The 14,734-nt window shown below is 33.8% G+C and carries 15 protein-coding genes and 1 pseudogene; 2 read left to right on the top strand and 14 right to left on the bottom strand.

Translation table 11 applies throughout. From position 1 onward, the window contains the following. Window positions 1-149: 149 nt before the first annotated feature. The 6 genes from MNO09_RS00800 to MNO09_RS00775 form a co-directional block, all read right to left on the bottom strand. Complete coding sequence (locus MNO09_RS00800) at window positions 150-1,373, bottom strand: cysteine desulfurase (protein ID WP_241949985.1); 1,224 nt, start codon at window positions 1,371-1,373, stop codon at window positions 150-152. A gap of 2 nt (window positions 1,374-1,375) precedes the next feature. Then, complete coding sequence (hemL, locus tag MNO09_RS00795; RefSeq protein WP_241949984.1) at window positions 1,376-2,683, bottom strand: glutamate-1-semialdehyde 2,1-aminomutase; 1,308 nt, start codon at window positions 2,681-2,683, stop codon at window positions 1,376-1,378. Window positions 2,684-3,105: 422 nt separating this feature from the next. Then, window positions 3,106-3,246: a hypothetical protein gene (locus MNO09_RS00790; RefSeq protein ID WP_241949983.1), complete on the bottom strand. Its 141-nt coding sequence runs from the start codon at window positions 3,244-3,246 to the stop codon at window positions 3,106-3,108. Window positions 3,247-3,413: 167 nt separating this feature from the next. Next, window positions 3,414-3,989 (bottom strand): replication-relaxation family protein, encoded by a 576-nt coding sequence (locus MNO09_RS00785; RefSeq protein WP_241950022.1) that lies wholly within the window; start codon window positions 3,987-3,989, stop codon window positions 3,414-3,416. Window positions 3,990-4,011: 22 nt separating this feature from the next. Next, window positions 4,012-5,178 carry an FtsK/SpoIIIE domain-containing protein gene (locus MNO09_RS00780; protein ID WP_241949982.1) on the bottom strand — a complete coding sequence of 389 codons (1,167 nt, stop codon included), beginning with the start codon at window positions 5,176-5,178 and terminating at the stop codon, window positions 4,012-4,014. Window positions 5,179-5,193: 15 nt separating this feature from the next. Further along, on the bottom strand, window positions 5,194-5,514 hold the full coding sequence (locus MNO09_RS00775; protein ID WP_241949981.1) for a hypothetical protein: 321 nt from the start codon (window positions 5,512-5,514) through the stop codon (window positions 5,194-5,196). A gap of 293 nt (window positions 5,515-5,807) precedes the next feature. Between MNO09_RS00775 and MNO09_RS00770 the strand changes: the two genes are divergently transcribed. After that, entirely contained in the window at window positions 5,808-6,029 is a 222-nt protein-coding gene (locus MNO09_RS00770) for a helix-turn-helix transcriptional regulator (protein ID WP_016090024.1), read from the top strand. Window positions 6,030-6,247: 218 nt separating this feature from the next. On the opposite strand, the gene MNO09_RS00765 is transcribed toward MNO09_RS00770, so the two are convergent. From MNO09_RS00765 to MNO09_RS00735, 7 genes and pseudogenes are all read right to left on the bottom strand, one after another. Then, the gene (locus MNO09_RS00765; RefSeq protein WP_140399270.1) at window positions 6,248-8,230 is read right to left on the bottom strand and encodes a methyl-accepting chemotaxis protein; all 1,983 of its coding nucleotides are present in this window, start codon (window positions 8,228-8,230) and stop codon (window positions 6,248-6,250) included. A 1,357-nt stretch (window positions 8,231-9,587) separates the two neighbouring features. Then, entirely contained in the window at window positions 9,588-9,929 is a 342-nt protein-coding gene (locus MNO09_RS00760; RefSeq protein ID WP_070168997.1) for a zinc ribbon domain-containing protein YjdM, read from the bottom strand. Window positions 9,930-10,061: 132 nt separating this feature from the next. Then, window positions 10,062-10,301, bottom strand: coding sequence for a D-alanine--poly(phosphoribitol) ligase subunit DltC (gene dltC / locus MNO09_RS00755; RefSeq protein WP_046955295.1), 240 nt, complete (start codon window positions 10,299-10,301; stop codon window positions 10,062-10,064). 71 nt (window positions 10,302-10,372) lie between these two features. Further along, window positions 10,373-10,654 (bottom strand): annotated as a pseudogene (locus tag MNO09_RS00750) (hypothetical protein). A 79-nt stretch (window positions 10,655-10,733) separates the two neighbouring features. Further along, on the bottom strand, window positions 10,734-12,497 hold the full coding sequence (locus MNO09_RS00745; protein ID WP_241949980.1) for a SulP family inorganic anion transporter: 1,764 nt from the start codon (window positions 12,495-12,497) through the stop codon (window positions 10,734-10,736). A 135-nt stretch (window positions 12,498-12,632) separates the two neighbouring features. Then, window positions 12,633-13,073: a hypothetical protein gene (locus MNO09_RS00740; protein WP_016090019.1), complete on the bottom strand. Its 441-nt coding sequence runs from the start codon at window positions 13,071-13,073 to the stop codon at window positions 12,633-12,635. A 1-nt stretch (window position 13,074) separates the two neighbouring features. Continuing rightward, a complete protein-coding gene (locus tag MNO09_RS00735) occupies window positions 13,075-13,428 on the bottom strand; it encodes an ArsR/SmtB family transcription factor (protein WP_016090018.1) in 354 nt (117 codons plus the stop codon). 262 nt (window positions 13,429-13,690) lie between these two features. On the opposite strand from MNO09_RS00735, the gene MNO09_RS00730 reads away from it, so the two are divergent. Further along, on the top strand, window positions 13,691-13,858 hold the full coding sequence (locus MNO09_RS00730) for a Tn3 family transposase (RefSeq protein ID WP_140399272.1): 168 nt from the start codon (window positions 13,691-13,693) through the stop codon (window positions 13,856-13,858). 246 nt (window positions 13,859-14,104) lie between these two features. Here the strand turns inward: MNO09_RS00730 and MNO09_RS00725 are convergent, their stop codons facing one another. Next, window positions 14,105-14,611: a GNAT family N-acetyltransferase gene (locus MNO09_RS00725; RefSeq protein WP_088107608.1), complete on the bottom strand. Its 507-nt coding sequence runs from the start codon at window positions 14,609-14,611 to the stop codon at window positions 14,105-14,107. Window positions 14,612-14,734 lie beyond the last annotated feature (123 nt).

Genomic DNA, 14,734 nt, shown 5'->3' with positions numbered 1-14,734 from the left:
ACTCATATATGGTATTTCTTTTCATTTTTCTTAATAAATTCATAACTGGTAGTCTTTTGCCTTCCTCATCTTCTTTTATAGATTTTCACTTAAATAATTGCTTTCTTTTTAAGCTTCTAAACATACTCATTATTAGTCTGCAAAGCCTATTAACCTTTCACCTTAAAGAATTCTCTTGCTTTATGGAGAGCAAATATGAATCGATCAATCTCTTCTTCTGTGTTATACAAATAAAAACTCGCACGTGCCGTGGAGCTGGTCCCCAGATGTTCCATAAGTGGCTGACAACAATGCTGTCCAGCACGTATGGCTACTCCATATGCATCCAAAACAGTAGCAATATCATGCGGGTGAATATTCTCCACTTGAAACGTCACCAGTCCCAAACGCTCTTTTTCTGGACCAACTATCGTTAAGTCCTCAATCTGCTTCATTTGCTTTACTGCATAGCCAGTTAAAAGCTTGTCATGCCTTGCAATATTTTCTATTCCGACTTGTTCAAGAAAGTCTATCGCCACTCCTAAACCAATAGCCCCAGCAATAATTGGTGTACCCCCTTCAAATTTCCAAGGGGATTCCTTCCACGATGAATTATATAAATTAACATGATCAATCATTTCGCCCCCAAATTCAATTGGATCCATCTTCTCAAGGAGTGATATTTTTCCGTATAGAGCACCAATTCCCGTCGGCCCACACATTTTATGGCCTGAAAATGCATAGAAATCACAGTCCAAATCCTGAACATCCACTTTTATATGAGGAACGCTTTGCGCTCCATCCACTACAATAACAGCTCCATGCTTATGCGCAATAGCTGCCATTTTCTTCACCGGATTAGTGACACCTAACACATTTGAAATATGCGATACAGCAACTATCTTCGTCCGTTTTGTGATTGTATTTTCTACATCCTCTAGAGTAAATGCTCCATCTGGTTGCAGTGGAATATATTTCAATACAGCTCCGGTGCATTTTGCTACTTGCTGCCAGGGAATTATATTACTGTGATGCTCCATTGCAGAAATAACAATTTCGTCCCCGTTTTTACATACCGATCGTGCATAACTGCTTGCTACTAGATTAATTGCTGCTGTGGTACCTCGAGTGAATATTATTTCTTTTTCTAATTTTGCGTGAAGAAAACGAGCTACCTTAAACCGTGCTCCTTCATAAGCATCCGTTGCCCGTGAACTCAGTAAATGAACCCCACGATGGACATTTGCATTATCCCATTCATAGTAGTGCTTTAGTGCCTCAATTACCTGAATTGGCTTTTGTGCTGAAGCGGCATTATCTAAATATACTAGGGGATGCCCATTAATCTGCTGATTAAGAATCGGAAAAAGTTTACGTATTTCTGAAAAACTCATGATTACTCCCCCAATCCTTTACTTACCATACTTAATACTCGATAATGAGCCTCAATTGTTGTTTCAATTACCTCATCCGAATGAGCATTCGATATAAACATGGCTTCATATGGCGTAGGGGCTATCAAAACTCCATGATTTAACATAGCCGCATAATATTTTTTAAATAAACGCATATTTGAAAGTTGAGCAGTTTCATAATCCACAACCTCATGTTCCGTAAAATAAAAGCAAAGCATTGAACCCACTCTATTTACTTTCAATGGAATACCAGTCAGTTTGGCATTTTGTATAAAACCTTCAGCTAATCTAGCACCTTTTCTTTCTAGTTTTTCATAGATTCCATGCTGAGACAATAATTGCAAAGTCGCATACCCGGCTGCCATGGCAACCGGATTTCCAGATAATGTTCCAGCTTGATAAATCGATCCAGTAGGGGCCATTTGTTCCATAATTTCTCGCTTACCGCCATAAGCGCCTACTGGGAGCCCTCCTCCAATTACTTTTCCTAGACATGTAAGATCTGGCTTAATTCCGTATAGACCTTGCGCTCCATAATAGCCTACACGGAAACCAGTTACCACTTCATCAAAAATGAGTAGACTTCCATAGCGCTCAGTAATCTCACGCAACCCATGAAGAAATCCTGGCAATGGTGGTATGACACCCATATTTCCTGCTATCGGCTCAACAATAACAGCAGCAATCTGCTCACCAAATTTTTCAAATACAAAACGAATACTATCTATACTGTTATAAGGTACTGTAATGGTATTGGAAGCAACACTTTTCGGGACTCCTGGACTGTCAGGTAAACCCATTGTTGCCACACCAGATCCGGATTTGATTAAAAAGGGATCCGCATGTCCATGATAGCCTCCTTGAAATTTCACGATTTTTTGCCGTTTCGTATATCCTCTTGCTAAACGTATGGCACTCATGGTAGCTTCTGTACCAGAATTGACCATACGTATCATTTCAATAGATGGAATACTTCTACATATTAACTCCGCCATTTTTGTTTCAGCTTCTGTTGGTAAGCCAAAACTTGTTCCCTGACTTGCTGCCTCCTGTATGGCTTTAACAACTTCCGGGTGAGCATGCCCTAATATGAGTGGACCCCATGAGCCAATATAATCAATAAATTCATTTCCATCTATATCCAATACGTATGCACCCTGCCCATTTTTAGCAAAAATAGGTGCTAGATTGACGCATGAAAATGCGCGAACCGGACTATTAACTCCGCCAGGCATAATTCTTTTAGCTTTATTGAACGCTATTTCAGAATTTGTGTCTTTCCTTTTCATGTGCAATTCCCCCCTTTTCAACGACTAATACGTCGCCATACATAAAAAAATATGAGATTATACTCTATAAATTTCATACTACTCTATCTATCTTTCATTCATACTCTTATCCGAAAGCTTATTTATAACCATTTTTTGTATAAATCAGCAATCCATTTATCTTCCACTAAAAAAATTGCTTCACGAAAACGACTTTTGCACCTGTAAAAATAATTACCAATAAAATCGACTTGTGTAAGTTACACGCTATGATGATTTTATGGTGTAGTCTACAAACCGACATTATCATTTTCATAATAGCAATCGGAAAGCTAAAAATAATCTGCCCCAAATGCATGGACTGCCAATCGTTGCGATTCATCAATTATCTATGCGTGCTGATGTACATCATCTAAACAAGCTATATTTATTAAATCCATAGATTAGGTATTTTCACCTAAGAATAATTTAAATGAGTCCTCCATTCCTTCTCCTATTTTGTGACCTGGTATATGGAAAGAAACCATTTTTCGCTTTGCATGTTCTACTAAACCTGTAAACAATGGTATGCGTTCATCGTTCATAATGAATCTCAATTCCTTTCCGATAGTATTTTGTATTCCAACTTAGTTTAGAATGCAGTGATTCATAGTTCAATATAATAATAAATATAGTTTCAATAGGAATTACCTATTATAATAAAATCAAGTAGGAATCCCCCACTTCTAAACGAATTGAAAGTGGGGGTAGTTCAAGATTTAATCATTAAATTATTCATAAAATCCTTTATAGAATTCGCCTGGAATATGCGGAAATAAGAAGATTGAACTTCGTAATGTTTGTCAGTAATGATTAGGATTGAAGGGAAAAATTTAGAAGCTTTCGGTTGCCAAGATTCATTGTGCCATTCTTGACTATGGAAGTATAACTCGTATCTATTTATCTTATCTTGCATTATTTTTTTACTGTATACTGACTTTTGAACTTCAATAAAAAATGGGGATCTACGCCATATCGTAAAGGCATCTGGCTCCATATACTCTTTCCCATACTTAGGTTCCACTTTGAATAGTTTAGGATTTTCGTAGTAGACAAGTTGTTTGTATACGTCCACAATACCAAGGAAATGAGGAATTTTTTGACTCGTTTTTTTGATAGAACTTGGTTGTGGAAAATAAATGTATGGGTGCTGTAATACGTTTGCATCAACATAACCATCTCTCCTTAATCGTTTCATAACCGTATTACAACAAGTTACTGCATTCTTTAAACCTTGAAAATGCAAGTCAATAATATCATCACGAGACATGCATCTAAATCGCTTCAAATCATTTAAAATTCCTTTATCTCTACTCCTCATCATCTAACACCCCAAATAAAGGAATTTCTTCTTTTAGAGGAATTTGGAGCATTTTCTCTTCTTTAGACATGCGAAAAGGTTCAACAATTTGTTTTGCCTTACTTAATTCCAAATAAGGTGCTTGCACTTTCTTTAATCCATTTCGTTTTAATATCATTTGGCCCGATTGCTCTAAATGCTCTGAACCAGGAGTACCCATGATATTACTATTAATCGCACTATCGCATTTAAAACCAATTCTTACGGTCATATTGAGTTTTAACTTGCCATCCAACACCTTTGCATCCGGCCGCTGCATACTAAGCATAAGAAAGACCCCAAGTGATCGACCGACTGCTGAAATTTTTTCAATTGTAGTCATACACTCTTTTTCATCTTTAAGCATCGCCACTTCATCAATAGCCAGTAAAATATACGGTTTTTGATTATCAGGATTCAATTTGTTGTACGCATCAATATGATCAACCTCGAATTGTTCCATGAGTTTTCTTCGTTCTCTGATTTCCTTCCACACCTTTTGAAGCATAATTTTCATTTCGATTTCTTCCATACAAACTTCTTTTACATGCTTCACTCTTCGCAAAAAATGAAATTCAGAGTTTTTTAGATCCCCAAGATACAAATGCAACTTATCAGGTGACATATATTGAATGAAAGTGGATAGTACAACACGCACCATACTACTTTTCCCGCTTCCCGTTTCCCCTGCAATTAGTAAGTGTGGTGTATTGGAATTAAGCATATCGTATGTAATCATTTTCCCAAATTGATCCCGGCCAACCACAACAGGTAGACGATATTCCTTTAATAATGAATGCCACTCTTTATAACAATACTTATAAGGTTTTAGTCCAGAATCTGAATGGAATACATGTAGTACAAACTTTTTCACATCCCCTTCAATCGTAATATTCCGTCCTAATATTTGTTGGAAACAAAACCACTTCTTTTCAATCTTTTGTGGATCTAATCCGTTTGGTATCGTAAATACATACCTCACACTTTCTGTTGAAGAAGAAACATTATGTACCTTTGGATAAATAGGCACTTTCCCTCCACGTGTTTGATGTTCTGTATATAGACCTGCTTTTGCAAAAACCTCTTTAAGTCGATTCCTTAACTTTTGTGTATGAAGCCACTCCTTTATAATGCTCATTTACTCCATTCCTCCCTAAAACATACTTACGATGCGAACAAATGCGTATCCAATCAAGCAAACTCCACCAATTCGCATACCATAATAAATACTTCCACTCACAACCTTTGCAGCAAATATATGTTCATTTTGTACCAAATACTTTTCTAACAAGACTGCCCCAATTAAAACCGTCCCCATTATTCCTAATGCAATATAAGTATTTAACACTTGATCGGACATATGAAAGAATGCAAAAGGACTTAATGAATTGTATTTACGAATTGTATTTTCTTTATCTTTGTACGGCCGATCTATAAACTTACGAAAAAAAATCCTTTCTTTCCTTACTCGCATTTAAATGCCTCCGTTCTCTTTATAAACAGAATAAGAAAACTTATAAAACATAGGGTTGATTCACTTATTACCTTGTTAACATTACTTTGATAGTTAATTTGGTATGTACTTTGCCAATACAAAGGCTAATTGATTTGATATCTATCTTGATAATACGTTTGCTAGCAACTTTGATAGCGACCTTGATACATCATATTGCGAACAGCTTGTACATTATTAACACTTTTGTTTAAAAAAATCAGGCTTTGGTAAAAATGTGATTAATAGAGTATCTACGAATAGGAGTGTTCGCAGTGTTTGGCTTAGGAAAACCGTTATCTAAGTTTGGTAAATTTTTAAGAAAGAATGATATTACTCAAACAGAATTAAAGGAATGGAGTGGGGTAAACCAAAATACAATTAGTCGTATCTCCCGTTCGAATCAATACAAGCCTTCATTAGGGAATGGTCAAAAGATAATTAGGGCCTTAAAAAGAAAAGGATTCGGCGTAGACTTTGAAGATTTTTGGATGTGATAATTCGCTCAATATATATTACTGTATCAACACTACACTTGAATGAAAGAGTTATTCAAGAATGAATATATAATAAAAAAGATCAACTACATTTTAAGTAGTTGATCTGCATGTGCAAACTCTATAAAAAATACATATTATATTTATTTACCACATTATAAGGTTTTAAACTTCTATCCTTAAACATACTATCTAGGATTCTATCCTAGAATCTGAACTTATATCTTAAATCCACCAATTAATTCTTGAAGCTCTTCGGCCATCTGTGCTAATTGTATTGCTGAAGAATTTATCTCTTCCATAGAAGCATGTTGCTCCTCAGATGAACCGGCTATCGATTGCATACTTGAAGAATTCTCTTTCACAGCCATAGATATTTGATTAATTGATGTATCGACTTCCATTACATCACTTGTCATTTTATTTGATAATTCCACCATACCATGTACTTTTGACACGATATCATTTGCAGATTTTGAGATTTCATAAAAACTTTGTTTTGTATCATTCGCAACCTGAATCCCCGACTGCACTTCAACTCCTACTTCATTCATAGCTTTTACAGTCTCATGTACATCTGCTTGTATTTCATTAATTAAACTTCCAATTTCCATTGAAGATTCGGATGATTGCTCCGCTAACTTCCTGACCTCGTCGGCAACAATTGCAAAGCCACGCCCCTGTTCTCCTGCTCTAGCCGCTTCAATCGCTGCATTCAATGCTAATAAATTTGTTTGTGCTGCAATATTTTGAATTACTTCTAATATACTTCCGATTTGCTGCGATTTCTTATCTAATAATTTAATTACATTATCGGATTGAGAAACAGAATGATGGATAGACTGCATTTGCGTTACAGTCTGTTCTACTAATTGTTCACCCTCATTGGCTTTTTGTTTTGTGTATAAGGATGAAGCCGATACTTCAGAAGCATTATCAGCTACGCATTGAATGTTTCGTGTTACCTCACCAATTAATTTCGCTCCAGACGCCACTTCATTATTTTGAACTTCTGCACTATTCGATATTTCTTCCATTTCTTTTGTAATTTGTTCTGTCGCAACACTGGCTTGCTCTACGCTAGCGGTTAGTTCCTCAGATGAAGCAGCCACATGTCCTGCAGATGTATTAATTTGAGAAATTAAATTACGCAACGACTCTGCCATTGCATTGAAACTACCACCTAATTGACCAAGTTCATCCTTTGAACGAATATCTATTTTCTCAGTTAAATCTCCCTGGCTAATTCTTTGAGCTGAAATAACTAATTGCCTTAGTGGATTAATAATAGATTTAAGAATGAAGAAAATTACAATTCCACCTAACAACAATGAAGCCCCTATTATAGTGAGCGTTTTATAAAAAATAGGATTGGTAGCTTCTTCAATTTCTTTAATAGGCATTACACCAGCTATTTTCCAACCTGTTTTTTTGTTTGTTTTAAAGCTTATGTTTCGATCCTCACCATTAAGGCTATAAGTAATTACTCCATCTTCTTTCTTGTATAGTTCATCTGCTAATGATTTCTCTAACTTCTCACCTGGCTTAAGTGTAGGATGAACAACGATAGTCTTATCTTGACTTACTATAGATACAAAGCCTTGTTTTCCTATTTTTATCATTTTAGAAGTTTTTACGATATCATCAATATTCAAGTCCACACCAATGACACCACTTTTATCAGCATTTTGCTTTGCAATTGCTATTACCATATTTCCTGTAGCCTTTGATTTATAGGGAGACGAAACAATAATCTCTCCATTAGCTTTTACTGCATCCTTATACCAACTACTTTCTAACGGATTAAATCCTTCTGGTATTTTTCCAACAGGTGCATGAATAAATTGATTATTACTGGACGTAGTATAAATTGTTTCTATCTCTGGATGTAACTGTATATATTGATCAAATTTACTTTGTACATTTTGCAATTGGTCAGCATTATAATCACCTTGTGTAAGTATCTTTGCAAAATGAGTTACATCTACATGTTTATTTTCTAACTCATCATCAACTATCTTATTTAAAATACTTACATTATCTTTCGCAGTTTGTAGAATTGTATCATTAAGATCTGTTTTCGACTCATCATAAGATGTTATTCCCACGATAAGACTAGGTATAATTAATATTGCAATAAATGCCATAGACAACTTCGTTTTAAGCTTCATTTGTTCCAATCTTTCTTTTATATTAAACACTTTCTACTTCTTCCTTTCATTCTTACAACTGATATAGTTTATTTAATCGTTTGCTCCTTTATTTTTTCTACATTCATTTATGGTATCATTCGATATGAAATCACCGTTATATCCTTTTACATACATCTTCTCATATAACAATTTATTTTTTACAAGCGGAGTTTTATCTATCCACCTTTCGATTATGTTATTTTCTATATTAAGCAATGTTAAGACTACAAATTATTCTAAATTACCTGGATGAAACATGGAATTCATTTAAATAATGATTTTTGACTTTAATTGGATTAAAAGTTTAATCTAGAACGATTCAAATTTGATGAAATCCTTACCATAATAAGTTTTTCTAAAACTTAACTAAGTGAATTTATTCTTTGGATAATTATACTTAACAGCCTTTTAACCACTCTAACCGCTTCACTTCATTCATTTATTTACTACAGCCACTTTTTTATTATTGGATACTAAACCATAAATTCTAAATAGGAGAATAAAATAAATTGGAGGACTTCATTGTAACACGTATGCATAAGTTTTAAATATTAAAATTAAAAAATATTTTTTCATTATCTTATCTTCATGAATTACTAATAATAGATTGCGAACTTTTTTGGGCCAGCGGCTATCAGGTTATTACAGATAATTAGAATGAATAACAGTACCAATCAATATGTATTTTAATGATGATGTTCTTTATTTAACCTACCACTAAGTTATTTGTATATTCTATAGATATATCATTACTCTATCCCTTTTAATAAAACAGGACACTTAGTCAGTAAAGAAAGTTATTCTATTACCTAAGTTGTTGATTTTTTACATATTTTCTTTTGATATTTTCTTACTCTTTTTTTTAATAAATATATAACTACGTTTTTCCCATATGTATACATTATAGATGCTTACTTTTCTTTAAACTGAAACTTACATTAGAACGCTTTTCTTTATTTCTCAATATTAAGACCCTGGGATTTTTATTATTAATCCTGTAATATACGAGCCAGAAGTAAATAAAAAGACTTACTCTGCGCTATTGAGGGAGAATCTGAGGGCCATCTCAATATGTGGCTACATAGAGCCTCGCCACCAAAACTTGGATATTATATGCTAAGAGACAGTTCAGATTTAAAAGTCGATTTTCACACGTTAAGGAATTTCCCTTCTTATGTTTCTAGCATATTCACGCATCATTTTTTAAAAATACAGTTGAGATGAGTTCAAAAAAATAGAAAGACCTCATTCAAGCATACTTATCATGAATGAAATCTTTCCCTTATAAATGTTATTTAATTTCCACCTTGAAAATGGTATATGTTAATTGATTTTAAATAATTAAGTCCAACTAGTTCTATTTCATTTAAATCTTTTTAACAAATTTAGATTTTAATTTCATAGCTCCAAAACCATCAATTTTACAGTCAATATCATGGTCGCCATCTACTAAACGTATACTTTTTACTTTTGTACCGATTTTCACAACCGATGAAGTTCCTTTTACTTTAAGATCTTTGATTACTGTTACAGAATCACCATCGTTTAAGACATTTCCATTAGCATCTTTAATAACCTTTGTATCTTCATTATTTTCAGTTTCTAATTCTAATGTCCACTCATGAGCACATTCTGGGCAAACAAAAAGATTTCCATCTTCATAAGTGTATTCTGAATTACATTTTGGGCAATTTGGTAAATTAGACATATTTTTATTTCCTCCACACTTTATCATTCTAATAAGTATTTTTTAAAATTTCTGTTTACAACTTCATAAGAATAGCAATTATGAACTTTAATTTTGAAAAGTGGTTCTTATCTGTATCTCAAACACCTATTTTCATCCCATAGCTTTCAATTTCTTAATAATCATGTTCGGTGTCGCCCATTCGTCACGGTCAAAGTCAGAAATAGACACTTCGATGTTTAAACGGTCTTGAAATTCTACTAATAAAGATACTGTAGCAAAAGAATCTAGAATTCCTTCTTCAAATAATTGCACATCTGGGTTCTCTTTTACGATATCATTTTCACATACTTCTTCTAACACATTTAACACTTGATCTTTAAATTCAGACATTATTTTTTCTCCTCTATAACTATAATTTATAATAAACTTCTTCATAGACTTCTATTTATTAACACATTATTTTAAAAAATCTGTCCCATCATCATTACAAAGTTATGCCTGGCCTTTGTATAATAGTTATTAAGACATAACAGATAGTTGTTCCCCGGAACTTATATGATTACAAATCCGGTATTTGTTTCTTGTGGAAAAGGAATATATATATGATCGATACCGTTTATATAATCCATTTTGCGTTTAAACGTAAGGAAAATATTCTCTTCTTGCTGTTCGATAATCACTTATTGGATGTATGAAAAACCTTCTTGTTCACACCCTGTAAAAATATTCTCCGCATTCGCCAAAGTAAACTTTCTCCTTCTCTATTTTTATAAAAGGATTAGAAGAGTGAACCAAACAAACTTTGTATGTGAAGTGAATTTTTTAAAAATCTAATGCATTTGTCTTATTCTTTATTGTATTCACTTCCTGGGATTGCTGAGAAAGCCCGGTACACTCATGAAATGCGAAATGCTTACATCCTATACATTTTTTTGTATTCAAATGTCCTAAAGCACAATTAATAGCTTCCCCAGTATGATCAAAAAAGTTTTCTTTCCCAATCTCAGCATACAATCCACTCTTATCTAGTGTTACTTTTAGTTCTGACTGAATTCCTGAAATAAGAAGTATGCCACCTTGTTTTTTAAAATGCTGAACGATATTCCTAAAGTAAGACTCTCCTGTGGTATCAATAAAAGGAACTTTTCCCATACGCAAAATTAGAACTTCTGGTTTATAATTAATAGTCGTTAAAATATTATGTTCAAATGTTTGAGCAGCCCCAAAGAATAATGGCCCTTCTATTGTGTAAATACTAATTTGTGGGCAGTCATGAGCTTTATTTACCACATGTGGTAACAATTTTTCATTCCTTTTTGTATGATCAGGAAGCACTTTTGTTATGACAAGCATATTACTCATACGTTTTGTAAACAAAATAATAGCTAAAATAAGACCAATTTCCACAGCTGTCGTTAAACTAGTAAATACAGTAAGTAAAAATGTTATCAGTAATACAAGAGAGTCTCCTGTCTTCATTTTAAGTATGTGATAAAAATGTTTTTGTTCGCTCATATTCCAAGCTACCACCATTAAAATGGGAGCCATACTAGCAAGAGGAATATGTGAAGCATATGGAGCTAACAGTAAAAGTGTAAATAACACAAATCCCCCATGAATAACACCCGACAGCGGAGATACAGCCCCACTCTTAATATTAGTTGCTGTACGGGCAATTGCTCCAGTTGCAGGAATTCCACCAAATAACGGGGTTACAATATTAGCAACTCCCTGACCGATAAGCTCTTTGTTGCTGTTATGTTTACTATTAGTCATCCCATCTGCCACGACAGCGGATAAAAGAGATTCAATTCCACCGAGCATCGCAATAACAAATGCAGGACCAATTAACTGTTTTATACGTTCTAATGTGATTTCTGGTATATCAAACTGAGGAAGTGTATTTGGAATCGTACCATATGCTGTACCAATAGTAGGTACCTGACCTGAGAAAAATACAGTTGCAATTACAGTTGAAATAACAACACCCACTAATGAACCTGGTACTTTTGGCAAAATCTTTGGTGTGATGAGTATAACAAAAAAGCAAATCAAAGCTGTTATAACACAATAAAAATTGGTAGTATTGATATGCGTAAAGATTTCCTTCAGATTCGCTGAAAATTCCTCATGCTTTTTTATACCTGTTAGACCTAAGAAACTAGCAATTTGTCCCGTAAAGATAATAACAGCAATTCCTGACGTAAAGCCAATTGTTACAGGACGTGGGATAAACTTAATCAAAGATCCTAGTTTAAAAATCCCCATAAGGCATAAGATGATTCCGGCTAATAAACCAGCAAGCAGTAAATTTTCATACCCATAGGTAATTACAATCCCTAAAAGAATCGGAACAAAAGCACCTGTAGGCCCTCCAATTTGATACTTCGAACCACCAAATAGTGAAATGAGTATCCCAGCAATACATGTTGTATAAATCCCATACTCCGGCTTAACGCCAGAAGCTATAGCAAAGGACATAGCAAGTGGAATCGCTACAACTCCGACAATCATTCCAGAAAGAAGATCCCTTTGAAAATGTCCCAATGAGTATCCTTCAAACCTTCCCGTAAATAACCCTCTCATTACAAACCCTTCTTTTCTATTTTTAATAAGTCTTACTTCTTTTGAAAGAATATTTTTTTAATAAAATTGAGTTACAAGTGCGTTTCTCATACCCTTATACAGACAATCTTTAACTCTTTACACAAGAAAATCATCCTAATATTGGTTATATGTTTTACTTAAATGACGTTCTAATTTACCAATATCTCCTCCTTCTTGTATATAGGAATTTAACCTTTCTACTAAAAGTAAACTACCTCGACTATCTAAATTTTTCATTTCAATAAACGATTTAATTTTCACATTATCTGGGGTGCAATCTCTACGAAACATTTGCCCCGGAATTCCATTCCAGAAACGATTCCATTCGTTCAGTAACCCTATTTGATCAAATAAAAAGCTTTGAATCCCACATAACCAAGCTGTACAAGCTGTATTTCTCTTTTGACATCCAACTCCATCCTGTAGATGCTGGCATGAAAAACAGCAAGAATGCCCACTTTTAATACAAACATTACAAACATGATGGGCTCCTATTGAGCTAAATACTTCAATCCCATGCTGAATGATATCTTCTTTTTTAACGTCAATGCTCAACCTATCCCTCCGTTACCATGGTTTCACTTTCTGTTTCATCTAGCTCTTCTAACATTGAAATTGTATCGATTAAATGGTTGTTAAAAATTTTACGTGCAACTACCAGTAAATCCACAATCATAGGATCTCGTAGAGAATATAAAACTCGTTTTCCATCTTTAGTACCAACAACAATGTTTTTTGAACGTAGCACACTTAATTGTTGAGAAACAGCTGAACCTTCCTTGTTAAGGATAGTTTGAATTTCATTTACACTTCTTTCACCCTCTGACAATAGTTCTAGAATACCTATTCGCAATGGATGTGATAAGGCTTTAAAAAAATCAGCTTTAAATTGTTGCATTTCATTTCCCATAAAAACACCTACTTATTTTTGATTAAAAACACAAAAGTATCATATACATCTTCAAATGTTTGAATATGTATATGATACTTCCAGGACTTTGAATTTTCAATATAAATCTTAAAATATTAAATAAGAAACAAAAAGTACACAAAACATTTGCTACACTCTATTCGCAAAGAAACAGCATCAGATTCCATTGTCATGAGCAAAATGGACTCTTACTCCCGGCAAAACAGTCTTATACCAGCACTAAGGGACGTATTGAAAAACACTGTTTAACGTAGACTATATTTTTTTCAAAACCTTACGCCGATGGATTCTACGAAGATTGAATTTATGCGAAGTTACGAATGCCTTAGCACACGTAATTTTTTTGGAAAATACGGGGATTTTCGAGAATGAGCACTACAAGAACAATTACAGCGTGCCAGTGCATTAAATTTAATTATCAATACAATCAGCATATGGAATACTGTATATCTAACCAATGATTATTCAAATAAAAACTCCCGTATCATTAAACAGATACGGGAGTTTTTTTATCAATTTCACTTTCCTCATTGTATAAACTTTACTTTTCAGACACATCGCTCACATTTTAACGATTTTATACACCAAGCTATTCTCAAAAATCAATAGCACAATTTTAATAATAATTTTGATTTTAATAATGCGGTCTGAGACACTACTCTTCTTCTAAAATAGCGTAATAATATTCATCCCACCATTCATTTCCATGGGGTATACACTTCCTGAAATATCCTTCTCTTCTCATTCCAATTTTCTCCATCACTCGATATGACGGGATATTTTGTGGCTGACATGTAGCTATAATTCTATGTAATTTCATTTCCTTAAACCCATATTTTAATGTAGCTTGTGCTGCTTCAGAAGCATATCCTTTATTGAAATATTTAGGATTGAATACCCACCCGATCTCATAAGTATGCTCACCAAAATATTTATGAAAAACAATATGACCAATCAAAATATTTTCATCTATCAGTATCACAGGAAAGTTCTCTGCATTTTCACCCATATTTTTATTTACAAAGTTTCTTGTATCTTCTTCAGTAAAAGCCCCTACGGGTATGTATTTCATAACATCGCTATCTGATGTATACTCATGGACAGCTTGCCAATCTTTGAACTCAAAATTTCGTATTAATAATCTTTCTGCTTTTATAAACATTTACTTTTCTCCTTTCAAAAAGTTGTTTCTTTACTTCAAATCCAAATTTAACCCTTAAATTAAAAAGAGCTTGTAGGAATTTCTACAAGTTCTCTTTAATTTAAGATGAATTTATGGAACAAA

Origin of the sequence: Bacillus sp. N5-665 (genome assembly GCF_022637375.2) — a bacterium.
In the GTDB taxonomy this organism is placed as follows: Bacteria; Bacillota; Bacilli; order Bacillales; family Bacillaceae_G; genus Bacillus_A; species Bacillus_A wiedmannii.
Note: the sequence above shows the minus strand (reverse complement) of the source record. Positions and strands in the feature narration are given on the sequence as shown.